Here is a 21,160-nt window from a genome sequence, read left to right as displayed (position 1 = left end):
GACTTAGATATACAAGTATTCACTCAATATATTAATTATCATGATCAATATGATGCAGTCACAGAAGTCACAGAATTTATTAATTACTTAAAAGCTCAATAAATACAGCAGGTTATGGGTAAATAATGCACAAATAAAAATCCTAAAATCAAACTTTCTACACATTGACCTGATCAAAACTGTGATCTGGTAACTGTGTTGGAAAATCAAGTTTAATACTATCCATAATTTCCCATTGTGGAAGAATAGGGTTGTGTTCGCTATGATAAATATTATATCTATTTCATTAATTTATCTCATTTCTCTTCTTCACATCCGCCAACACAGTCTGATAATCCTGCCGATCAGGATGCAACTTCACCAACTTCTCCATCAGCGCGATCGCTCCTTTGTTATCCCCCATCCGTAACTTAATCACCGATAACTTCTCCAACGCCAATTGATTATTCGGTTCTCTTTGCAACACCAACTCATAACCCTTAGCCTGTTTCTGTAATTCAGTCTCAGCTGATTGAACTACCGATGGTTCTTTAGGCTTTTCCCAAGCCTGTTTGATAGTATTAAATCCCCCAAATAATATAGAACCACCAAAAGAGAATAAGGAAATATATGTAACAATTCTTTGCTTACGCTCAATCTGCTGACGACGTTTTTCTAAGTAATCACTTCCAGAACTTGCCATAACTCAAAATTTGCTGCGATCAACAATTAAAATAACAGCAATTCTCCTCTCCTATCTATGAGATTACCCACAAATCCACAAAAACTATCACTCTAAGTAGGTTGGCATTGAAAAATGTCGTTATGGCAAGGCAAAAGGCAAAAGGCAAGAGGGAAGAGACTTTTAGCAAATTTACATTTTGTTACATACCTCTATTTTTTCACACCGACTTACTTATGCCCAATCAAAGATATGGCTGATGCTAAGATAGCAAACACCTTACTTGTTCAAGAAGTCGAGCATCTCGTTGTTTCCATGAGATTTCACCTTTAAAAAAAGCTAAAAAAGCCTATAATCATCCGAATATTTGCTAAATTTCTCGAAATGTGATTTTTTAAGCATAAATAGCAGTTTGTGGTCGTGATTACCGTACAAAACCAATTTTCTAGCAATTGACTAAAATAAGTTATGTTATACTGTAGAAGTTAAAACTAGCTTTGCCTAGCTGATAGGGACTCACGCACCAGTAATAATTGCCAACCGAAAGCAGTTTTAACTAAGCATTTATCCAAATAAAATCTGAACTACATTGAGGTTATGACTCAGCAAGTGATTCACCCTATGGTGAAATTGCAGCGCAATGTGCAATCACTCGTAGAATCCAATATTATCAAGCCCACTGACAGCATCTGGAAAATTGCCTTACTCTATGGCAATGAATGGCAGCACTGGAAACAGGAACTCCTCGACTTTGGCTTTAGTATGCAAGATCCAATTGCTGATCTAATAGCTGTAGAAAAATGGGACGAAGATTAAAAACTGAAAGTTAGGGAGCAGAGGATCAGGGAAGCAGGAGAGAAAATTACCAATTACCGAAAAAATGGGTTTGAGGTTCCCCGTCCGGAGACGGCTTTCTGATACAATAGTGCAAACAGGCAGGGCATTGTCTGTTGGGCGAGATAGTTTAAGACGGTATGAAACTGCAACTGTGGTTTGAAAGAAAGAATTTCCGCACTTTTAGGGCGGGGAGTATGTCAATTAGTCGCTAGGCTGCTTTTATTAGATTAAGGCTATCTTGATACTTGTATAAAGACGTAAAATCTTTGATGGGAATCAAAGAATACTGGATAGTAGATTACCGGCCTTATGGTGCTACTAAATTCGTTGGCAACCCCAAAAAAGCAAGAATAACCGTTTTTTCCCTCATAAAAGACGAGTATCAAATTAATCACTTCAGAAGTGATGACCGAGTAATGTCATTGACATTCCCAGAATTGAGTTTAACGGCTAATCAGATTCTTTTAGCTGGTGACTGACATGAGAGCCTTAGCTACATCTTGAGCAGTTTGATAGCGATCGCGCGGTAAAGGTTCCGTCACACGCTCAATCACTTCTCGCAGCTTAGGCGTAATTGTGGGTATATTTTTAACATCAAAGCAAAAACCACGTCCCCGCTGACGGAGAAACTTCAAAGGATTTTCCCCCGTCAGTAAAAAAATCAACGTCGGACCGATCGCATACAAATCAGATTGTGTCAAAGGTTGTCCTCTCTCCTGTTCAGGAGCGCAATAACCCTCCGCACCAATTCTTGTACCCGATGCAGTACCAGTTTCCTTAACAGCCCCAAAATCTAACACCACAACACGATTATTAGCACCCCTCACCATCAAGTTAGCTGGTTTAATATCACGGTGAATTAGCGGTGGATCTTGGCTGTGGAGATATTCTAAAACATCACAGGTTTGAATCATCCAAGCGATCGCTTGATGAGGTGTGACAGGCCCATTGATATATATCCGTTTTTCTAGATCCTGTCCATGAATTAATTCCATTGCCAAGTATTTTTTACCACCTTCGACAAAAAAGTCGTAATACTTGGGAATTCCTGGATAATTAAGACATTTAAGAGTATTAGCTTCCCGTTCAAATAACTCCTGTGCCTTAGCAATTTTAGCCATATCCGCATTCATCTGCTTTAGCACCAACAACTGCGGTACTCCCGTACTCAAACCGATAGCATCCCACGCTAAGTAAGTAGTACCCATTCCTCCCTGTCCCAGAATTCTTAAAATCTGATAATGACGAATGCGGTGGAGAACCGTGAGAGGTTGACCACAGTGAACACAAAATATATTGTTGGGGGAGTTACCTTCGTGAGTACAAGTGGAAGCAGAGAGATTTTCAGTTTCCTCCTGTATGGGTGGCCAAGGTGAAACAGTAGGTTCTGGTAGATCCTGAAGTTGAAATTTGAGTATAGGTCCTCGCTGTGCTAGTTGCAGCAGGGAATTATCCGGCAATGTACTTTTCGTCACCAGAACCCCATTCAGAAAAGTACCATTTGTGCCTTGACTAATTACCTGCCAAGCATCACCCTTGCCACCAGCACTTAATTGTTTAAGTTCGAGATGATACCGAGAAACTAAACTATTAGTTAAAACAACGTGATTATCCACCGCCCGACCAATACGAATCACGGTCGAACCCTCAAAGCACCACTGTTGAAGTGGAGTTTTATGTTGATCGTCTAATAGGGTCAGAGTAACCACAAGAAAGCCTAAAAGTTAAGAGAATAAAATTGCTCGTCAAAGATCCTAATGATGATGTTTTCTGCTACTTGAATTCGGTTGCAGATTTTAGATTGGTTACAAGTTAGTTTATTCCCAACTTTGTTGATTGGGAGAAACCTTTACCCGAATCAGTATACCCGTAATGTTATCGTGGCCATTATGTTCATTTGCTAAATCAATCAAGTCGCTTAGACCTGATTCCAGATTAGTGCTAGAACTTAGCAGAGGTTCTAGATGAGTCTGCCAATTACTTTCTACTAAATCATTATCTGATAAACCGTCCGAAGCTAACAGCAGGAGAGTATCTTCACGAATCTCGAAAAAATCTACCTCTGGATGGAGGAAATTTGCATCTCTTGGACCAATAGCTTGGGTCAGTTGATAGGCATCTGGACGAGCATAAGCAAGGCTAGGTTCTACACCTTTGGCAATTTCCCGTTGACCAACTTCGTGATCCACAGTCATTTGTTCCAGTCCCCGTTTGCGTGTAAAACGATAAAGACGACTATCACCGACATGAGCGACTGCGCCCTTAGTATTATGCATTAATAACATTACCAAGGTAGTACCCATACGCCCCACACCAGAACGCAGTCCTTGTTGATTGAGATTGTAAATCGTCTCATTCGCTAAAAAAACAGCTTTTTGGATAGTTTCTGCCGTTGGTAATTCCCCACCTACCCAGTTTTCTTGAAAGAATTGTCGCAGAGTATTGACAGCTAACTCACTGGCTACTTCACCACCAGCGTGTCCCCCCATACCATCACATAAAATATACAAACCGCGTGCTTGTAAATTCCGACTTCTGGGTAATTCTAGTTTTTGCTGCTTACTTTCAATGCCAAAATAGTCTTCATTGTGATTGCGCTGACGACCGACATCAGTACGACCTGTATTTTCCAAGCTCTTTAACTGCATTGACAATATAATTGTTGGTGCATCTTCGTTTCTGTCGATCTCTTCACCATCATCATCTTGCAGAATAGTAGGCACAGAAGAATTTTGTGCTTCTGTAGAACTCAAATTATCATCACCAGGCGGTGCCAGTTCTGTCGCTATTTTCTCCAACTGCGATCGCAATTCTGCCAAAGTTTCAATTTTACCGACTTCTAAATCCTCCAACATCTGTACAACCGAAGCAAGTTGAGTGCGTTGGGACTGTTGACATAAAGTATGCCAAACTCTTCCCAAAGCCTTAATAGTTAAAGGCTGATCTCCATCCTGTGACAAATTATTCCCTGGTGTTTCCAGATACAACTGTTGTAATCCCAGAGTTTGATCCTCATCCAGTCGCAGATTAGATAACTCCAACAAACTTTGGCGACAATTCACCCGTTCTAGCACTTCCCAAAGTTGAATCATCTGGTAACACCAGTGTAAAATCTGTAACGGATGGGTTGTCTGATCTTGCCAAGCATCCAGTAACAACTGCCAATGAGAACGGTCTTCTAACAAAACTACCTGTATATTATCTTGCTGCCAAGCATCGTGAATTAGTGGTATTCCCGGTGGGTTTTCTGGTTGTAATGCCACATAAGCTTTAGCTAAATGAGGAATCCCAATCACACTTACTGATGGCACAATCAAACCATTTGGTTGATTTTCTAACATTGCCTCAATAGGTGAGATTTGATAGGGGTGGCAATCTAAAACCCGAACTTTAAATTCAGTATTGGCCGTTATTACCTCTGAACTTGGTATCGGTGCCAATAACTGATAGCGTTTTTCTCGGTCTAAAAATGAGCCTAGGGCAAATTGTGGCTGAGAATTGATATTTCCCTGAGTGTATGTAAAGGCATCCCCAAATTCTGAAACGACAACAGGAGTTTCTTGGGTAAGAATTGCCCACCAAATTGTGCCGCATTCAGCACCACAGGTTTGACAATGTTGTGTATCTAAAGCAACTTCAGATCCACATTCATGACAACTCCTATAAGTTAAAGACGTGCCACAATTTTGACAAAACTTGTTGTCATTGGGGTTTTCAAATTGACAGTGCGGGCAAATCAGCATAGTAGAAATTCCTTGATTTTCCTTCTAAGATGCTTATAGCCACTAAGATTCAAAGTGCCACAATTAGCTGACCCTGATTACAGTGGATATACAAGTGAATGTGGATTTACCACGAAATAGTGACGACAGTATTAATTGTAATCGCCAAAGGCAGAAGAAGGAGTATGGCTAATGCCCAATGCCCCATCACCCCATGTTCATTAAATTAAATCCGAGACTTTTTCAAACCTTGGATTTCTAAGTGTGTGAGATAACGCCATTCACCTAGTTGTAGACCATTTAATTGTAGTTGGGCAATACTGACCCGAATTAATCGTAAAGTTGGAAATCCTACCGCAGCAGTCATGCGCCGCACCTGGCGGTTTTTCCCTTCTGTGAGAGTCATTTCCAGCCAAGCCGTGGGAATATTTTTTCTAAATCTAATCGGAGGGTTGCGATCGCTGACTGTAGGTGCTTCTAAAAATAGCTTAACTTGAGCAGGACGAGTCCGATAATCTTGAATTTCTACCCCTGTGCATAACTTTTGGATAGCTTCAGTGTCAGGAATACGTTCTACCTGTACCCAGTAAGTGCGTTGATGACCAAACCGGGGGTTAGCAAGACGATGCTGTAATTGTCCATCATTAGTTAATAACATTAACCCTTCACTATCCCAATCTAAACGCCCCACAGGATAGATATCAGGAACATCAATAAAATCTTTCAGGGTAATGTGTTGAGGAGATTCCTGAGTAAATTGACTCAAGACTCCATAGGGTTTATGAAAAATAATATACTTAAAGTCATTAGTCATTAGTCATTGGTCGAATTAGGAATTATTAGGCGATCGCCCAGAATGACATAATAGAATAAATGCGATTGAGTCTTTAAACCCAAACCCAGTTCTATGACTCTTGCTAAACCTGCTGACATAGATATTACCCATCTTCCCGACCACACCGAGTTACCAGAGTCGGATGGAACTTTCGTGAAAAATTTTCAAGAACATCCCCAAAGCATCTTACTAACAGACTCCATCAATAGCACCTTGCAAAAAATACATCCTGATGGACAATATGCGATCGGTCAAGACTGCGGTATTTATTGGCGTTTAACTGACCCTCCAGAAAAAGGCGCAGAAGCACCAGATTGGTTTTATGTAGCCAATGTACCACCAATGTTAAACGGTAAATTCCGCCGTTCCTACGTATTATGGCAGGAATATATAGCACCTTTAATAGTTTTAGAATTTGTGTCTGGTGATGGTGCAGAAGAAAGGGATAAAACACCGTTTAACGGTAAGTTCTGGGTATATGAACAAGCAATTAGAGTACCGTTTTATGGTATTTATGAAGTCCAGAAAGCCAGTGTAGAAATGTATTATTTAGTGAATGGACGTTATGAATTATTACCAGCTAATGAAAGGGGGCATTATCCGATTTTACCGTTAGGTGTAGAGTTGGGAATTTGGGAAGGAATGTATAATAATATGCAAGCTCCCTGGTTACGTTGGTGGGATTTACAGGGGAATTTGTTGTTACATAGTGGGGAAAAATGTGTACAGTTAACTACGGAAACCCAGCAGTTAACGTCTCAGTTGGAACAGGAACAGCAAAAAGCCGCACGTTTAGCGGAACGATTGCGGGAGTTGGGGGTTAACCCGGATGAGGTTTGAATGTACCTCACGCAAAGGCGCAATCTCCGTAAGGAGATCCCGCAGGGTAGGCGCAAAGTTCAAGATTTGTAAATATCGAGTATCAAGAACCATTGTAGAGACACTATATATAGCGTCTCTATATTTTTTGCGTAGATGTCTTTACGGGGAAAATCAGCCTTTTTCACAAAATCCAAAAATCTTAGCTAAGACTGTTGTAATTTTAGAAAATAGGGTTTATGATAATTCCATGAACCTTGGTTAAGGTTTTTGGAAAAAGCAATGTCAAAAATTATATACGATGTCATCCAACGCTTTGAGGTTGAAAACGGTGTTCCTCGTTTGGTTTCCACGAATATTCAGGTAATTGAAGGTGGGGAAGATTTGTTATCTTTAGCTATCAGTATGTTAGCTAAACTAGGTTTTTATGAGAAGTTTGAAGAGAAGCGAACATCTCAATATATAGGATATCGGTTGAAAAATCCTGGTAAGGGTGCCAAACGTTATCAACTTGTTTTATCGCAAAGACAAGATAGTTTATATATTTCTATTCCTCAAATTCTAATTTATCCACATCTTTTGGTACTAAATTGGGAACCTTAGTTAACTATAGAAACATGGAAAGAAGGAAATGATATTGACGAGATACAAGCAGGAAGTTACTGGATAAGACCCAGCAAAGAAAAGGATATTTTTAATGGATTTGGTAATCATCAAGAGATGTTAGGTATTTTAGCATCTGTAGGTAGTTTTAGTTTAAAAGATTCTTATTTTCAAGAGGTGAAACATTACTTTGAAGAAAGCAATAACTACTGTTTAAAGGTCAGGATAGATAAACTTTTTCCCTATAGTTGGCAAGTATGTATCACTTCTGCTGAAGTTTTAGAAGAGTTTATCACTTACTTTGCAAAAATATTAATGGAGAAAAACTAATGTCTATCAAACCCAAAAGACTGGTTAACCCTTACGAAGAAAGAATGTTAGAATTTCTGCAAACCTGTATAGATGAAAATTATAAAATTCATACACAGGTAAGCTTATGCTCATTTTGCGAATTAGATAAAGGTCTTGATACAGAACTAAGAAAATTTTTCTTTAGTTCCAGCGTAGATGCTCTCATTACAAATAATAATTATCAACCTTGCTTAGTGGTAGAATTTCAATCTACATATCATGATTATCCCGAAGCAAAAGAACGAGACAATAAAAAATTACATTTACTCACATTAGCAGGAGTTCCATTACTTTATTCACGAATCAAAGACTTTGGTTTATTACATCTTTACACCCAAAATGAACAAATAATCTTTAACCTATTTACAGGACAAAATCGAGAAAACGCCACATCCTTAATTAGAAATTATTGTCAACCATTTAATTTAGCTCATTTGCCAGCAATAGCTTAGTAAATAATACTTATTTTTTTGCTTTCTTACGTTGCACTTACTCTACAAGTTCCGTGTCAGCAGTATGCGTCCAAAACATAAAATAAATTCCATTCTCACAATTTCTTACCTTGATTCTCCCCCCGCTAATCAACAAAATGCTAAAATCTGATAAATGCTAGGGGTGCTTGGAAAACCAAGCTGAGATCAAACCCTTAACACCTGAGACTGGGTAATACCAGCGTAGGGAAGCTGTATATTGAGGATTTGAATATGCGAACTGAATGGGTAGCCAAGCGACGTGGACAGGGCAACGTAACGCAAATGCACTATGCTCGTCAGGGTGTCATTACTGAAGAAATGTACCACGTTGCGAAGCGGGAAAACCTGCCTCCAGAACTCATCCGTGAAGAAGTGGCACGGGGAAGAATGATTATCCCTGCTAATATTAATCACACTAATTTAGAGCCGATGGCTATTGGTATCGCCTCTAAATGTAAAGTTAACGCCAATCTTGGTGCATCCCCTAATTCTTCTAATGTGGAAGAAGAATTGGACAAGCTCAGATTATCTATTAAATATGGTGCTGATACCGTGATGGACTTGTCCACAGGTGGCGGTAATTTAGATGAAATTCGCACCGCTATTATCAAGGCTTCACCCGTTCCCATTGGGACTGTACCAGTTTACCAAGCCTTAGAAAGCGTCCACGGTAAAATGGAAAATCTCACCGCTGATGACTTTCTTCACGTGATCGAAAAACACGCCCAACAAGGGGTAGACTATCAAACTATCCACGCGGGAATTTTGATTGAGCATTTACCCTTAGTCAGAAGCCGCATCACAGGTATTGTCTCTCGTGGTGGTGGTATTTTGGCCAAGTGGATGTTGCATCACCACAAACAAAACCCGCTTTATACCCATTTCAACGACATCATTGAGATTTTCAAGAAATATGATGTTTCCTTCAGTTTAGGCGACTCCTTGCGCCCTGGATGTACCCATGATGCCACGGATGAAGCCCAGTTAGCGGAACTGAAAACCCTGGGACAACTCACCCGCAGAGCATGGGAACATGATGTACAAGTGATGGTGGAAGGTCCCGGTCACGTACCAATGGATCAAATTGAGTTCAATGTCCGCAAGCAAATGGAAGAGTGTTCAGAAGCTCCTTTCTATGTTCTTGGTCCTTTGGTGACTGACATTGCTCCTGGCTATGACCATATTACTTCAGCTATTGGTGCTGCTATGGCGGGATGGTATGGTACTGCAATGTTGTGTTATGTGACTCCTAAAGAACATTTAGGTTTACCTAATGCTGAAGATGTGCGGAATGGCTTAATTGCTTATAAAATTGCGGCTCATGCGGCGGATATTGCTAGACATCGCCCTGGTGCTAGAGATAGAGATGATGAACTATCGAAAGCTCGGTATAATTTCGACTGGAATCGTCAATTTGAGTTATCTTTAGATCCCGATAGAGCAAAGGAATATCACGACGAAACTTTACCAGCAGATATCTATAAAACTGCTGAGTTCTGTTCTATGTGTGGGCCGAAATTCTGTCCAATGCAGACAAAAGTTGATGCTGATGCGTTGACTGAGTTGGAGAAGTTTTTGGCTAAGGAAAAAGTAGCTCAGGTTTAAATACTGAACAACATAATCCCCGATTTCTTCAAGAAGTTGGGGATTTTAAATTTAAAATCATATCGAAATATTTTTGGTTCTTCAGTAGCTTGTCAATTTAATGACCTATTTGCAAAAAATATTGACCTGATATATATTAAAACTGGGTAATTTTAAGTATAAATTCTGTAACAATAGAATCATGCAACTAACAAAATACGCGACAGCAATCACAATTTCGGCTCTGTCTCTATTTTCAACACCGGTCATTGCTGAAATAGACAAAGGACAATGGGTAGATTTTGGTAAAGTTCATAGCGGTGAAATACTCAAGTTAAACGAAAGAAGTATTAATTTTGAGAATATGCTGGTTGACGATACTCTCAACAATCAAGATGGATTCTATAACGATAATGATAAGTTTCCCAAAATGAAAGTTGTTGTATTTGAATACAGTCTTAATAATAAGAAAAGAATTGCATACACCAAATCTTGTAACTCTGGAAATTTGACTGCTAATCCATCCTGGAAGACCTATACTTCTTTAATAGACAATTGGCCTCAATATTTTCGGGTTGATGTTGACAATGTGGCCAGCCAAAAAATGTTACAACGGGTTTGCACTTTAAGTCTAGAAAAACAATAATTACAGCAGAATTCAGGAGTCAGGAGTGAAAACTCCTAGCTGCTTGATAGCGCAGCTTGGCGTAAGCCATGTTTTGAATTTTAGTTTGTACCTCATTTACCTCGAAACTGCTATAAGTTAGAAGATGAATTTATCACCTACTTACTTACAACAACGGTAAGAATGAAAACAAGAAGCAGTTGAACCTGGTAACGTTATTAATTACTGAACTGTGCATACATCAAAATTCTGATATCGCAATTCAACCCTAAAAATCAATGAGTGAATCTATTAAATGGACTGCTGAAGCGGAAGCAAAAATCAAAGAAATTCCTTTTTTTGTCCGTCCTTTTGCTCGGAAGAAGATAGAAAATTATGCTCAGGAAAATGGTGTATCTGTCATAACTCTTGAAGTTTATGAACAAGCTAAACAACTATTCAATAAGAATTTTAACTAACATATACATCTAATTCTCAATGAATCGACAATCTCATGACCAATTTGCTAAAGAATATCTAGAGGAATTATTAACACCTCTAGGAACAATTAAAAAAAGCGAAAAAGTTAAAAGCGAAGTTCAAGAAATAGATGTTTGGTTTGAACCATTTCCTTCTCCAACTCAGGAAAATCTACCTTTAGGTTTATTAGGGAAGATGGCAAAAACTCAATGTTTAATTGAGCCTTTTCACAACCCACCATCAGAAATAGAAATTCGCAGTTGTTTACTCAAGTTATATGCTGTTCATGGCGATGTTGTCAGAAAAGCAAAACGAGAAAATAAAAATATTGCTGAATCAGAATTTCCGATTTTATGGATTTTAACACCAACTTTTTCATCTCGGATGATTACAGGATTAGGTGCAGTTGAAATTACAGAAGATTGGGTTCAAGGTGTTTATTTTCTGCCTAATATCTTGAAAACAGCAATAGTTGTGATTCATCAATTACCAGAAAATGAAGATACGTTATGGTTGAGAGTTTTGGGGAAAGGAGGAACACAGAAAAGAGCGGTAGAGGAGTTAACTGAGTTACCAGAAAACAACCCTTTTCGAGAGAATTTGTTAGAGATTTTAGCGGACTGGCGCAAGAATTTAGAATTGAGAGATAATTTAAGCAAGGAAGAAGAGGAAGTAATTATGAACTTATCACCGGCTTATTTACAACAAATAGAAGACTGGAAGCAAGAAGGAAAACAGGAAGGACAACTTTCTTTGATAACTTCTCTTCTGGAAGGGCGTTTTGGTAGTTTGGATGCTGAGTTATCTGGTTTGGTGGAAAAGATTGCTAACATTCCTATTTCTGAACGCACTCAGTTACTTCTTTCTTTGGGTAATTTATCTCGTGAGGAATTGTTGCAAAGATTGCGGAATCGGGAACAATAGGATATATTTGTTAATGGTTTTTTTTGATATAACGCTAAACATCGTTACCAAAGTTAAATAAGTAACGATGTTTTTTGAATAAAAATTAATGTAGAATCTTGATAAAAATGGATAAAAAATCATGAAAATTTATCAATTGATATTCCAAGGATGTGCGCTGGTTTTGCTGACTGCATTACCTTCTTTTGCAGAAACAAAAGATAAAAAAGTGATTTTAGTTCCTGGTGAAAATCTTTTTCCTATTAAATGTGAGACTATTCAGGGTAGTATTGATGCAAATGATAAGGTTGCTCCGCGTGGGAGTCTGAATGATAATTTTGAATCAAGATATGATTTATATAGCGTCAAGACTGATCCGGGAAATATTGTCTTTTTTGAACTTAGTAATGACAACCAAAACGATGCTAACTTTAATCCAAGTATGCAAACAATAGTGATTGATAATGGTTCTTACTATAAATCTGGAGTTGTACTAGGTATAAATCCAGATAAAAGACAGAAAGAAGCATGGTATTTTAGTCTTAAAAATCTTAGAAAATCAAATCGTAATTTATATATTTCTTCTGCTACTTATGGTCAGTATAATTTGAGAATTGCATACGCCAGACCAAGTAGAAATATTTCTGAATCACAGATAGAGAAAGCTGTTGAAGATTCTTCAATATTAGGCCAGTACAAACTTTTGCTATCAACATTGAAATTAAGAATGGGTCAACCACTGAATGAGAATGAAAAAATACATCCCGTTGATATGAAAGCCTTATGTAAAAATTAATGTGTATCTTATTCTTCCTTTGCGTCTTTGCTCCTTTGCGTCTTTGCGCGAAACACAATTCATACTTGAATGATGCAATACCATATTTATGAAGTGGGATTATGGTAAGGATAGCGTTATCTCTAGCTTATCGTAGTGCGATCGCTTGTGATGTGATTTTAGGGAATGCGATCGCCTGTAATGTTATGTTATTTTGGGAAATGCGATCGCTATTAGATAAAATAGAATAAGATAACTCTGACTCTACATACCTCAAACACATCCAGTAGGAAAATATGACATTAACCGAGTTACTCCCATCAATTCAACAACTTTCAGCACCAGAAAAACTCAAATTAATTCGCATCCTTGCAGAAGACTTGGACACCGCTGAAGATATTTCTCCATTAGAACCCTTTAAAACATATCACCTACCAACGCCTTATAATAACTTTGGTGCAGGAGAAATTCTCATGGAAGCACTAAATCAATCAGTTTCTCATGATTAAAGTTTATGCGGTTTAAGTATTCAACAAGCCACCCCAGCCAAAACGAATTTGATAGTTTACCAAGAGTTCCATTAGTTTTGCGTCGAGGAGATGAAATAGTAGAAGCACTTGGTTTAGTAGATAGTGGTGCGACTATCAATGTTTTACCTTATGAAATAGGTCTTCAATTAGGTGGAGTATGGGATGAAAGCAAAGCTATTATCCAATTAGCAGGTAATCTCAATCAAGCAGCAATGCCATTTTCCGCAAATGCTGAAATAGGTGAATTTCCCTCAGTTAGATTGGCTTTTGCATGGGTGAGTAAACCAAATGCGCCTTTAATTCTGGGACAAACTAACTTTTTTATGGAATTTGATGTTTCTTTCTATCGTTCCCAACTGGAATTTGAGATTAAACCTAAATCGTAGTAAAATAACCTCTATGTCACTGCAAGAACTGAAAGAGCAAGCCTTTCAACTACCAGAGAGCGATCGCTTAGAACTCGTCCGTGCAATCATCGAATCCTTGCAAAATCAACCCAGTCAAAAATTTGAACGTACTCGCATTATTCAACAAATGAAAGGTTTATTAAAAACCAATCAACCAGCACCAACCGATGAACAGGTGAATGCAATGTTAGAAGAACATCGAGTAGAGAAGTATCTTTAGTGAAAATTCTCATTGATACCAATATTATTTTAAATTACTTTGAATTCTGACTTTTTTATCTTGTCTTTTCACTAAAAATTAAATAAGCTGCACCTGCAAGTAACATAGCAGCTAAAAAATAATTACGAGTAATAGGCATTTTCATATAACCTACACTAAATCCTGCAAAAACAAGCATAGTGATAATTTCTTGTAAAACCTTTAATTGTGGTAAGCTGAAATATTGAGAACCTATACGATTTGCGGGAACTTGAAAACAATATTCAAAAAAGGCAATAGACCAACTGGCTATAATTGCAATCCAAAGAGGAGCAGAACGTAAATCTTTTAAATGCCCATACCAAGCAAAAGTCATGAAAATATTAGAAATAAGTAACAAAATTATCGGTTTAAACATAGTTAATCAAAAATTAATAACATCTTCATAGATATCAGTCATTTCAATAATTAAACCAACTGAATCTAAATGTAATTTATCATCCTTATGAATCAAAATTTGTATCGTCCAATTCCCCTGTTCATCCTGACGATAAACTTCTACTTTGACTTCATCTTGAGAAATTAAAACATATTCCCGTAAGCTTGGTAAAAATTTGTAGTCGATCAGTTTCTCCTTCCTATCTATGGTTTTCGTACTTGGTGTTAATACTTCAATAATTAAATAACGAACCGCAAAGTACGCAAAGAGCGCAAAGGAAGAGGGTTTAAGAAGAGAGAATAATGCGTTTTATGCCTTCTCTGAGGAGGGAAACGTTAAAGTTGATGAGGAGTGCGAGGGGGTATTTAGTCATTTTTAGATATGAGAGAACTTGTGCTTCATGGATTGGAGTTAAACTCTGCACAGCTTTTAATTCTACAATTAGAGAATCTCCAACTAAAAAATCTAATTTACCCTCTCCGACAAGACGACCTTTATAGTGTAATTTTACTGGATGCTCAAAAGTATGAGGTATCTGACGAAAAAGAAATTCCTCTCTTAATGCCCTATGATATACCTCCTCCAAAAACCCAGAACCTAATACCTGATGTACCTCAATTGCTGCTCCAATCACTCTATACGCTAATTGTTCCACCTGTTCATTTGGCTGTCTCATCCTAACTTCCTTTTCTAAAAATACAGAAACCTCTAACTTTGCGAACTTTGCGAACTTTGCGAACTTTGCGGTTCGTAAAAATTAAACCATCATCAACACCAACAGAAAATCACCATCCTTTTCTAAAAATACAAAAACCTCCGACTTTGCGAACTTTGCGAACTTTGCGGTTCGTAAAAATTAAACCATCATCAACACCAACAGACAATCACCATCTATGCTACCTTGGCATCAAATCCCCTCCAACCTTGTGGCAAAATTGATCAGAGTCCTAAAAAACTGATTATTCCCAGCATGACCGCAACTATTCCCAATCTCCCCAGTCTCTACGAAGCCTTCTCCACAGAAGCCAAATGGCAAAAATTCTGGGAAGAAAACCAAGTCTACAAAGCAGACCCCAAGCACAAAGGTGAACCCTATTGCATCGTCATTCCTCCACCAAACGTTACCGGCAGTTTACATATAGGTCATGCCTTTGAAAGCGCATTGATTGATACCCTCGTGCGCTACCATCGGATGAAGGGACGAAACACCTTATGGGTTCCAGGAACAGACCACGCCAGCATAGCAGTTCAAACCATTCTCGAAAAGCAACTCAAAGCCGAAGGAACAAACCGCGATGATGTCGGTCGAGAAAAATTTCTAGAACGGGCTTGGCAATGGAAAAATGAATCTGGCGGTACAATAGTTAATCAATTACGCCGTTTGGGTGTATCTGTGGACTGGTCACGGGAACGCTTTACCTTAGATGCAGGTTTATCAAAAGCAGTTTTAGAAGCATTTATTCAGCTATATGAAGAAGGCTTAATTTACCGCAGTAATTATTTAGTTAACTGGTGTCCCGCTTCCCAGTCTGCGGTGTCTGATTTAGAAGTCGAACCCAAAGAAGTAAATGGTAATCTTTGGCACTTTCGTTATCCCCTCAGTGATGGTTCTGGGTTTGTGGAAGTGGCGACAACTCGACCAGAAACGATGTTAGGTGATACAGCCGTTGCGGTTAACCCTGAAGATGAACGGTATAAAGATTTAATTGGTAAAACTCTCACCTTACCCATCATGAACCGGGAAATTCCCATTATTGGGGATGAGTTAGTTGACCCTGCTTTCGGTACAGGATGCGTGAAAGTAACTCCTGCCCATGACCCTAACGACTTTGAAATGGGTAAGCGTCACAATTTGCCGTTTATCAATATTATGAACAAAGACGGCACGCTGAATGAAAATGCAGGAGAGTTTCAAGGACAAGACCGCTTTGTTGCTAGAAAAAATGTCATTGCCCGTTTAGAAGCTGATGGCGTACTAGTAAAAATAGAAGAATATAAACATACAGTACCTTATAGCGATCGCGGCAAAGTCCCCGTTGAACCTCTGCTTTCCACCCAGTGGTTCGTGAAAATTCGCCCCCTCGCTGACAAAACCTTAGATTTCCTAGATAATCAAAATTCCCCTGAGTTTGTCCCCCAACGCTGGACTAAGGTTTATCGTGACTGGTTAGTAAATCTGCGTGACTGGTGTATTTCTCGTCAACTTTGGTGGGGTCATCAAATCCCCGCTTGGTATGCTGTGAGTGAAACCGGCGGAGAAATTACCGACACTACACCCCATTTTGTCGCCCGCACGGAAGCAGAAGCTTTAGAAAAAGCTAAAGCACAATTTGGTGAAGAAGTCAAGTTAGAACAAGACCCCGATGTTTTAGATACTTGGTTTTCTTCTGGTTTATGGCCTTTCTCTACTTTAGGCTGGCCTGAAAAAACCCCAGATTTTGAAACTTATTACCCCAACACCACCTTAGTTACAGGCTTTGACATCATCTTTTTCTGGGTAGCGAGAATGACGATGATGGCGGGACATTTTACCGAAACAATGCCTTTCAAAACTGTTTATATTCACGGTTTAGTGAGGGATGAAAATAATAAGAAAATGTCCAAATCAGCAAATAATGGTATTGACCCATTATTGTTGATTGATAAATATGGAACTGATGCCCTCCGTTATACTTTAGTGAAAGAAGTAGCGGGTGCTGGTCAAGATATTCGTTTAGAATATGACCGCAAAAAAGACGAATCAACATCAGTTGAAGCATCTCGTAATTTTGCCAATAAAATATGGAATGCTTCCAGATTTGTAATGATGAATTTGGATGGACAAACTCCAGCCCAACTGGGTAAACCCCAACCAACAGAACTTAGTGATAAATGGATTCTTTCCCGTTATCATCAAGTAGTTCAACAGACAAATCACTACATTGATAATTACGGTTTAGGGGAAGCGGCTAAAGGACTTTATGAGTTTATTTGGGGAGATTTCTGTGATTGGTATATTGAATTAGTAAAATCCAGATTACAAAAAGATGCAGACCCAGCATCTCGCAAAGTTGCCCAACAAATTCTCGCCTACGTTTTGGAAGGAGTATTAAAGTTATTACATCCTTTCATGCCCCATATTACAGAAGAAATTTGGCAAACTCTTACCCAACAACCAGCGGAAAATCCCCAGATTTTAGCTTTACAAAGCTATCCTGAAGCGGATACAAATTTAATTGATTCAAGCTTAGAAGAACAGTTTAATTTGTTAATTGATACAATCCGCACCATTCGCAATTTACGCGCCGAAGCTGATGTCAAACCAGGTGTAAAAATCACTGTAAAATTCCAAAGTGAAAGCGATAAAGAAAGGTCAATTCTCACCACTGGACAGTCTTACATCCAAGACTTAGCTAAGGTAGAAACATTAACAATTCAAGCTCCCACAACTACTACAAATACTGTAGAAGCACCAAAAATTAACCCCATTTTTACTAGCCCCTATTGGCGTACAGTGAAAACAGTTGGCTTAATTCTTGCTGTGTTAGTTACTCTCAGAGTTGCTATCTTTGTCGGAAATACATCTTTGGGTTTACCACTTTTTGGTACTTTCTTTGAAACAGTTGGTTTGTTATATACAGGTTGGTTTGTTGTTCGCTACTTACTAAATGTCAAAGCCAGACAAGAACTATTTGCTAAATACTTCCCAGTCAAAGAAACACCAACAGAACCAGAAATAATACCAACTCCCGAAAAAGAAAATTCCATTGCTGGTGTTGTCGGTACAGTTCAGGTGGTTATTCCCTTAACTGGAGTAGTTGATATTGAAGTATTGCGTGCCAAACTAGAGAAAAGCTTGAGTAAAGTGGAAGCGGAAGCTAAATCTTTAAGTGCAAGACTCAGTAATGCTAGTTTTGTAGATAAAGCACCCGCAGATGTGGTACAAACCACCAGAAACGCTTTAACAGAAGCAGAAAAACAAGCGGAAATTTTACGCGAGAGACTCAGTTCTTTATAGTAGGTGACAGGTGACAGGTGACAGAGAAGAAGCAGGGGTGCAAGGGGAGAATATTAACTTTTGCCTCTTGCCTCTTGCCTCTTGCCTCTTGCCTTTTGCCTTTTTCCTTCTGTTCCCTGTTCCCTTTTCCCTGTTCCCTTTTCCCTAATTTTGAACTCTTATGTTATACCTAGCCCAAGTACACAAAAACGAATTTTTAGACCAGTATCAATTACGTTTATTAGCACGTCAGGAATCTGAATATGTATGGTCTATCATTTCCGAAGAGGCTTTCATTCTTTTGGGAAAAGGTAACACCATGAATGAGAAAGTATTAGTATTAGTTGAGCTTGACCCCACAGGTGATATCAAAACCATTGAAGATGCAACTAATTGGGTACTCTATCTAGTACAAACTTTTCTCACAACTGGTATTACTCCAGAATTTTTACGACAGGAAGCAGACCAAGCAGAAAATTGGCGACAATCTTTAACTTTGCAAAGTCAAGATTTAGCACGTCGTACTTTAGAATTAGAAGCGCGTCGGGAACAAATTCAAGCCTTAGAAGAAAGTCTCAAACGCGATAAAAATGGTCATCAAGAAGATAATTCTTAAAGAAGGGAACAGGGAATAGGGAACAGGGAACAGAAGGAAAAAGGCAAAAGGCAAGAGGCAAGAGGCAAGAGGCAAAAGTTAATATTCTCCCCTTGCACCCTGCACCCCTGCACCCCTGCTTCTTCTCTGTCACCTGTCACCAATCACCCCATTTCTTCTGCTGCTAATAATTGCCGAATCAACTTAGCCATAGCTTTTTGTGTAAAGCGATGGGCGATTTTTTGACCTAAATTTTGCACTTGAGGATTAACAATTACCTGCGCTATTTGAGGAGCTAGTTTTGCTGCATCAAAGCCTCTAGTTTCTCGCAAAATACCTACAATTCGTTTGATATATTCTAAGGTTTGTTGTTGTTCAACTGTAGCCGCAGGAGTTTCACTAATCGCTGTTATTCCTACTCTTTCTCTCAACACAGATGTAACACTATGTAAGGCATTTCTACTCATGGCATCGAGTCCATTTATCAACTCATCAACCAGTCTGTCACGAATAAATGCACCACGTTCAGAAGATAGAAACTCTACTCCCTGACTAACTACTAAATTAAAGTCATAATCTTGATTATTTCGAGCATTTTTTAACAAATTTTCCAAACGATTCCAACGGAATTTACCATCTTTAAAAAGTAAATCTCGCAATGATGTTCTTAATTCATCTGCTGGATCTGTCAAAAGTCTTTTAGAAACATAGGGATAAGCTTCACTCAGAACTTTAAAGTTAGGATCAATATAGATAGCAATCCCCTCTAACGTTACCAAAGAACGAATAATTAAAGCGTAGTAAGGAGGAACGCGGAAAGGATACTCATACATTAATGCCGATAAATCATCGGTAATGCTTTTAATATTTAATTCCGCGACACTTGCACCTTGAGCATTAGCAAAAACTTTGCCAAAAGCTGGAACAATGGGTGTTAAATCTGTTTCTGGAGAAAGAAACTCTAATTTCACGTAATCTTGTGCTAAAGCATCAAAATCACGGTTAACAACGTGAACGATCGCCTCAATTAAACCATAACGTTGTGGTGGTCTAATCTCGCTCATCATCCCGAAGTCAAGATAAGCCAACTTACCATCAAAAGTAGCTAACAAATTACCAGGGTGGGGATCAGCATGGAAAAATCCATGTTCTAATAATTGACGTAAAGAACACTGCACACCCACTTCAATTAAATAGCGTGCATCTATTCCCAGTTCCTTAATTTCCTGGGTTTGAGTTAATTTAATCCCGTTAATCCACTCCATCGTTAACACACGACGGTTGGTGTATTCCCAATAAATTTGGGGAACGTAAACATCTGGTAAATGCCCGTATAATTCAAAAAAGCGTTCTGCATTTTCACCTTCATGGATATAGTCCATTTCTTCAAAAATGCGATCGCCCAATTCATCCAAAATACCGACTAAATCACTCCTGACTCGCTTCACCTTACGCTTTACCCAACCAGCAAGGCGGCGCAAAATGTATAAATCTATAGTAATTATTTCTCTTAAATCTGGGCGCTGTACCTTAACAGCCACTTCTTCCCCAGTTTTCAGCTTACCCTTATATACCTGTCCTAAAGAAGCAGCAGCAATTGGTTCGGGAGAAAGTTCCGCATAAATTTCATCTGGTTTTGCCCCCAGTTCTTCCTCAATAAACTGGTAAGCAATCTCATTCGGGAAAGCTGGTAATTGGTCTTGCAGTCTGGTTAACTCCTCCAGATACACTGGTGGAACTAAATCAGGACGAGTGGACAGTGCTTGTCCAATTTTGATATAAGCAGGCCCCAACTTGGTTAACAATTCTCGCAGTTGAATAGCACGACGATGGTCATTCTTGACAGTCACACCTCGTCGCTTATCCCACCACAAACCGAAAGCATAAGACAACGTTGGTCGTAAAACTGTCAAAATCCGGTTTAATACCTGTAAAGGCTTACTTTCATACTGTTTTTGAATCTCTACCGGATCGTAACCCATAGTTTCCGGTTCAACTTGAATTTTCCTTAACATTCTAGGAGAATTGCTAACTAAGGCTTGTGTCCCATTTTCAGGCACTACATCAATCACGGACAAATTGCTGTTGCCACTGTCCTCCAGAGTTGATTGGGAACTAGGGGGCGTGAAACTCTTAACCATCATGAGGAAAGCCACCAGTTAGATGAACGCTGTTAAGTATTGTAACAAAAGGTTGCCATTTCAGCATATTTCCAAAGTTCAGGAGTTCAGTAGTTTAGGAGTTCAGTAGTTTAGGAGTTCAGTAGTTCAGTAGTTCAGTAGTTCAGGAATTCCAGGAGTTCAGGAATTCCAGGAGTTCAGGAGGAAAAATTAATTTTTCTTCCCCTGCCTCCCCTGCTTCCCCTAC

Annotated in this window: 25 protein-coding genes and 1 riboswitch; of the genes, 17 read left to right on the top strand and 8 right to left on the bottom strand. The window is 38.8% G+C overall.

The window, feature by feature from the left end; genetic code table 11:
* Positions 1-286: 286 nt before the first annotated feature.
* Positions 287-682, bottom strand: coding sequence for a tetratricopeptide repeat protein (locus tag A0J48_RS21710; RefSeq protein ID WP_200326668.1), 396 nt, complete (start codon positions 680-682; stop codon positions 287-289).
* Between the two features lie 576 nt (positions 683-1,258).
* Here A0J48_RS21710 and A0J48_RS21705 point away from each other — a divergent pair.
* Together A0J48_RS21705 and A0J48_RS21700 are read left to right on the top strand one after the other, a co-directional pair.
* Positions 1,259-1,477 (top strand): DUF4327 family protein, encoded by a 219-nt coding sequence (locus A0J48_RS21705; protein WP_200326667.1) that lies wholly within the window; start codon positions 1,259-1,261, stop codon positions 1,475-1,477.
* A 290-nt stretch (positions 1,478-1,767) separates the two neighbouring features.
* A complete protein-coding gene (locus A0J48_RS21700) occupies positions 1,768-1,977 on the top strand; it encodes a Uma2 family endonuclease (RefSeq protein ID WP_200326671.1) in 210 nt (69 codons plus the stop codon).
* Here A0J48_RS21700 and A0J48_RS21695 read toward each other — a convergent pair.
* The 3 genes from A0J48_RS21695 to A0J48_RS21685 all read right to left on the bottom strand — a co-directional run bounded on the left by A0J48_RS21695 (position 1,963) and on the right by A0J48_RS21685 (position 6,034).
* Positions 1,963-3,207, bottom strand: coding sequence for a protein kinase domain-containing protein (locus A0J48_RS21695; protein ID WP_200326666.1), 1,245 nt, complete (start codon positions 3,205-3,207; stop codon positions 1,963-1,965). The genes A0J48_RS21700 and A0J48_RS21695 overlap by 15 nt on opposite strands.
* A gap of 108 nt (positions 3,208-3,315) precedes the next feature.
* Positions 3,316-5,241 carry a serine/threonine phosphatase gene (locus A0J48_RS21690; protein ID WP_200326665.1) on the bottom strand — a complete coding sequence of 642 codons (1,926 nt, stop codon included), beginning with the start codon at positions 5,239-5,241 and terminating at the stop codon, positions 3,316-3,318.
* 205 nt (positions 5,242-5,446) lie between these two features.
* Positions 5,447-6,034, bottom strand: a complete 588-nt coding sequence (locus A0J48_RS21685; protein ID WP_200326664.1) for an rRNA large subunit pseudouridine synthase E — start codon at positions 6,032-6,034, stop codon at positions 5,447-5,449.
* Positions 6,035-6,127: 93 nt separating this feature from the next.
* Here A0J48_RS21685 and A0J48_RS21680 point away from each other — a divergent pair, with 93 nt between their 5' ends.
* From A0J48_RS21680 to A0J48_RS21625, 13 genes are all read left to right on the top strand, one after another.
* Complete coding sequence (locus A0J48_RS21680; RefSeq protein WP_200326663.1) at positions 6,128-6,895, top strand: Uma2 family endonuclease; 768 nt, start codon at positions 6,128-6,130, stop codon at positions 6,893-6,895.
* 261 nt (positions 6,896-7,156) lie between these two features.
* A complete protein-coding gene (locus A0J48_RS21675) occupies positions 7,157-7,477 on the top strand; it encodes a hypothetical protein (RefSeq protein ID WP_200326662.1) in 321 nt (106 codons plus the stop codon).
* Between the two features lie 117 nt (positions 7,478-7,594).
* Positions 7,595-7,807 (top strand): hypothetical protein, encoded by a 213-nt coding sequence (locus tag A0J48_RS21670; RefSeq protein WP_200326661.1) that lies wholly within the window; start codon positions 7,595-7,597, stop codon positions 7,805-7,807.
* Positions 7,807-8,280 (top strand): DUF2726 domain-containing protein, encoded by a 474-nt coding sequence (locus tag A0J48_RS21665; RefSeq protein WP_200326660.1) that lies wholly within the window; start codon positions 7,807-7,809, stop codon positions 8,278-8,280. Before A0J48_RS21670 ends, A0J48_RS21665 begins: the two co-directional genes overlap by 1 nt.
* A gap of 149 nt (positions 8,281-8,429) precedes the next feature.
* Positions 8,430-8,526, top strand: a riboswitch (TPP riboswitch).
* 6 nt (positions 8,527-8,532) lie between these two features.
* Positions 8,533-9,906, top strand: coding sequence for a phosphomethylpyrimidine synthase (thiC, locus tag A0J48_RS21660; RefSeq protein WP_200326659.1), 1,374 nt, complete (start codon positions 8,533-8,535; stop codon positions 9,904-9,906).
* A 181-nt stretch (positions 9,907-10,087) separates the two neighbouring features.
* Positions 10,088-10,531, top strand: a complete 444-nt coding sequence (locus A0J48_RS21655) for a hypothetical protein (protein ID WP_200326658.1) — start codon at positions 10,088-10,090, stop codon at positions 10,529-10,531.
* Between the two features lie 257 nt (positions 10,532-10,788).
* On the top strand, positions 10,789-10,968 hold the full coding sequence (locus A0J48_RS21650; RefSeq protein WP_200326657.1) for a PCP reductase family protein: 180 nt from the start codon (positions 10,789-10,791) through the stop codon (positions 10,966-10,968).
* Positions 10,969-10,987: 19 nt separating this feature from the next.
* On the top strand, positions 10,988-11,893 hold the full coding sequence (locus tag A0J48_RS21645; RefSeq protein WP_200326656.1) for a hypothetical protein: 906 nt from the start codon (positions 10,988-10,990) through the stop codon (positions 11,891-11,893).
* 121 nt (positions 11,894-12,014) lie between these two features.
* Entirely contained in the window at positions 12,015-12,668 is a 654-nt protein-coding gene (locus A0J48_RS21640; RefSeq protein ID WP_200326655.1) for a hypothetical protein, read from the top strand.
* Between the two features lie 101 nt (positions 12,669-12,769).
* On the top strand, positions 12,770-12,898 hold the full coding sequence (locus tag A0J48_RS27510; protein WP_267910326.1) for a hypothetical protein: 129 nt from the start codon (positions 12,770-12,772) through the stop codon (positions 12,896-12,898).
* A 45-nt stretch (positions 12,899-12,943) separates the two neighbouring features.
* The gene (locus tag A0J48_RS21635; RefSeq protein ID WP_127053780.1) at positions 12,944-13,156 is read left to right on the top strand and encodes a hypothetical protein; all 213 of its coding nucleotides are present in this window, start codon (positions 12,944-12,946) and stop codon (positions 13,154-13,156) included.
* Between the two features lie 5 nt (positions 13,157-13,161).
* Entirely contained in the window at positions 13,162-13,563 is a 402-nt protein-coding gene (locus tag A0J48_RS21630) for a hypothetical protein (RefSeq protein ID WP_200326654.1), read from the top strand.
* Positions 13,564-13,576: 13 nt separating this feature from the next.
* Entirely contained in the window at positions 13,577-13,804 is a 228-nt protein-coding gene (locus tag A0J48_RS21625) for a hypothetical protein (protein WP_200326653.1), read from the top strand.
* Positions 13,805-13,859: 55 nt separating this feature from the next.
* On the opposite strand, the gene A0J48_RS21620 is transcribed toward A0J48_RS21625, so the two are convergent.
* From A0J48_RS21620 to A0J48_RS21610, 3 genes are read right to left on the bottom strand one after another with little or no spacing between them, the layout of a single operon-like run.
* Positions 13,860-14,201: a DMT family protein gene (locus A0J48_RS21620; RefSeq protein ID WP_200326652.1), complete on the bottom strand. Its 342-nt coding sequence runs from the start codon at positions 14,199-14,201 to the stop codon at positions 13,860-13,862.
* 6 nt (positions 14,202-14,207) lie between these two features.
* Positions 14,208-14,459: a Uma2 family endonuclease gene (locus A0J48_RS21615; protein ID WP_325078914.1), complete on the bottom strand. Its 252-nt coding sequence runs from the start codon at positions 14,457-14,459 to the stop codon at positions 14,208-14,210.
* A 49-nt stretch (positions 14,460-14,508) separates the two neighbouring features.
* Complete coding sequence (locus A0J48_RS21610) at positions 14,509-14,898, bottom strand: GxxExxY protein (protein WP_200326651.1); 390 nt, start codon at positions 14,896-14,898, stop codon at positions 14,509-14,511.
* A gap of 294 nt (positions 14,899-15,192) precedes the next feature.
* Between A0J48_RS21610 and A0J48_RS21605 the strand changes: the two genes are divergently transcribed.
* The gene (locus tag A0J48_RS21605; RefSeq protein ID WP_200326669.1) at positions 15,193-18,219 is read left to right on the top strand and encodes a valine--tRNA ligase; all 3,027 of its coding nucleotides are present in this window, start codon (positions 15,193-15,195) and stop codon (positions 18,217-18,219) included.
* 160 nt (positions 18,220-18,379) lie between these two features.
* On the top strand, positions 18,380-18,814 hold the full coding sequence (locus A0J48_RS21600; protein ID WP_200326650.1) for a hypothetical protein: 435 nt from the start codon (positions 18,380-18,382) through the stop codon (positions 18,812-18,814).
* 143 nt (positions 18,815-18,957) lie between these two features.
* Here the strand turns inward: A0J48_RS21600 and A0J48_RS21595 are convergent, their stop codons facing one another.
* Entirely contained in the window at positions 18,958-20,937 is a 1,980-nt protein-coding gene (locus A0J48_RS21595; protein ID WP_200326649.1) for an ABC1 kinase family protein, read from the bottom strand.
* Positions 20,938-21,160: the final 223 nt, after the last annotated feature.

Origin of the sequence: Sphaerospermopsis aphanizomenoides BCCUSP55, assembly GCF_001586785.1 — a bacterium.
Lineage (GTDB): Bacteria > Cyanobacteriota > Cyanobacteriia > Cyanobacteriales > Nostocaceae > Sphaerospermopsis_A > Sphaerospermopsis_A aphanizomenoides_A.
Note: the sequence above shows the minus strand (reverse complement) of the source record. Positions and strands in the feature narration are given on the sequence as shown.

What these genes read in the sequence shown, in the direction of transcription:
- A0J48_RS21690 (WP_200326665.1), bottom strand. Translation starts at nt 5,241, where the DNA reads ATGCTGATTTGCCCGCACTGTCAATTTGAAAACCCCAATGACAACAAG.
- A0J48_RS21595 (WP_200326649.1), bottom strand. Translation starts at nt 20,937, where the DNA reads ATGATGGTTAAGAGTTTCACGCCCCCTAGTTCCCAATCAACTCTGGAG.
- A0J48_RS21665 (WP_200326660.1), top strand. Translation starts at nt 7,807, where the DNA reads ATGTCTATCAAACCCAAAAGACTGGTTAACCCTTACGAAGAAAGAATG.
- A0J48_RS27510 (WP_267910326.1), top strand. Translation starts at nt 12,770, where the DNA reads ATGGTAAGGATAGCGTTATCTCTAGCTTATCGTAGTGCGATCGCTTGT.
- A0J48_RS21680 (WP_200326663.1), top strand. Translation starts at nt 6,128, where the DNA reads ATGACTCTTGCTAAACCTGCTGACATAGATATTACCCATCTTCCCGAC.
- A0J48_RS21600 (WP_200326650.1), top strand. Translation starts at nt 18,380, where the DNA reads ATGTTATACCTAGCCCAAGTACACAAAAACGAATTTTTAGACCAGTAT.
- A0J48_RS21650 (WP_200326657.1), top strand. Translation starts at nt 10,789, where the DNA reads ATGAGTGAATCTATTAAATGGACTGCTGAAGCGGAAGCAAAAATCAAA.
- A0J48_RS21700 (WP_200326671.1), top strand. Translation starts at nt 1,768, where the DNA reads ATGGGAATCAAAGAATACTGGATAGTAGATTACCGGCCTTATGGTGCT.
- A0J48_RS21625 (WP_200326653.1), top strand. Translation starts at nt 13,577, where the DNA reads ATGTCACTGCAAGAACTGAAAGAGCAAGCCTTTCAACTACCAGAGAGC.
- A0J48_RS21655 (WP_200326658.1), top strand. Translation starts at nt 10,088, where the DNA reads ATGCAACTAACAAAATACGCGACAGCAATCACAATTTCGGCTCTGTCT.
- A0J48_RS21635 (WP_127053780.1), top strand. Translation starts at nt 12,944, where the DNA reads ATGACATTAACCGAGTTACTCCCATCAATTCAACAACTTTCAGCACCA.
- thiC (WP_200326659.1), top strand. Translation starts at nt 8,533, where the DNA reads ATGCGAACTGAATGGGTAGCCAAGCGACGTGGACAGGGCAACGTAACG.
- A0J48_RS21620 (WP_200326652.1), bottom strand. Translation starts at nt 14,201, where the DNA reads ATGTTTAAACCGATAATTTTGTTACTTATTTCTAATATTTTCATGACT.
- A0J48_RS21705 (WP_200326667.1), top strand. Translation starts at nt 1,259, where the DNA reads ATGACTCAGCAAGTGATTCACCCTATGGTGAAATTGCAGCGCAATGTG.
- A0J48_RS21630 (WP_200326654.1), top strand. Translation starts at nt 13,162, where the DNA reads ATGCGGTTTAAGTATTCAACAAGCCACCCCAGCCAAAACGAATTTGAT.
- A0J48_RS21645 (WP_200326656.1), top strand. Translation starts at nt 10,988, where the DNA reads ATGAATCGACAATCTCATGACCAATTTGCTAAAGAATATCTAGAGGAA.
- A0J48_RS21640 (WP_200326655.1), top strand. Translation starts at nt 12,015, where the DNA reads ATGAAAATTTATCAATTGATATTCCAAGGATGTGCGCTGGTTTTGCTG.
- A0J48_RS21670 (WP_200326661.1), top strand. Translation starts at nt 7,595, where the DNA reads ATGTTAGGTATTTTAGCATCTGTAGGTAGTTTTAGTTTAAAAGATTCT.
- A0J48_RS21710 (WP_200326668.1), bottom strand. Translation starts at nt 682, where the DNA reads ATGGCAAGTTCTGGAAGTGATTACTTAGAAAAACGTCGTCAGCAGATT.
- A0J48_RS21610 (WP_200326651.1), bottom strand. Translation starts at nt 14,898, where the DNA reads ATGAGACAGCCAAATGAACAGGTGGAACAATTAGCGTATAGAGTGATT.
- A0J48_RS21685 (WP_200326664.1), bottom strand. Translation starts at nt 6,034, where the DNA reads ATGACTAATGACTTTAAGTATATTATTTTTCATAAACCCTATGGAGTC.
- A0J48_RS21675 (WP_200326662.1), top strand. Translation starts at nt 7,157, where the DNA reads ATGTCAAAAATTATATACGATGTCATCCAACGCTTTGAGGTTGAAAAC.
- A0J48_RS21605 (WP_200326669.1), top strand. Translation starts at nt 15,193, where the DNA reads ATGACCGCAACTATTCCCAATCTCCCCAGTCTCTACGAAGCCTTCTCC.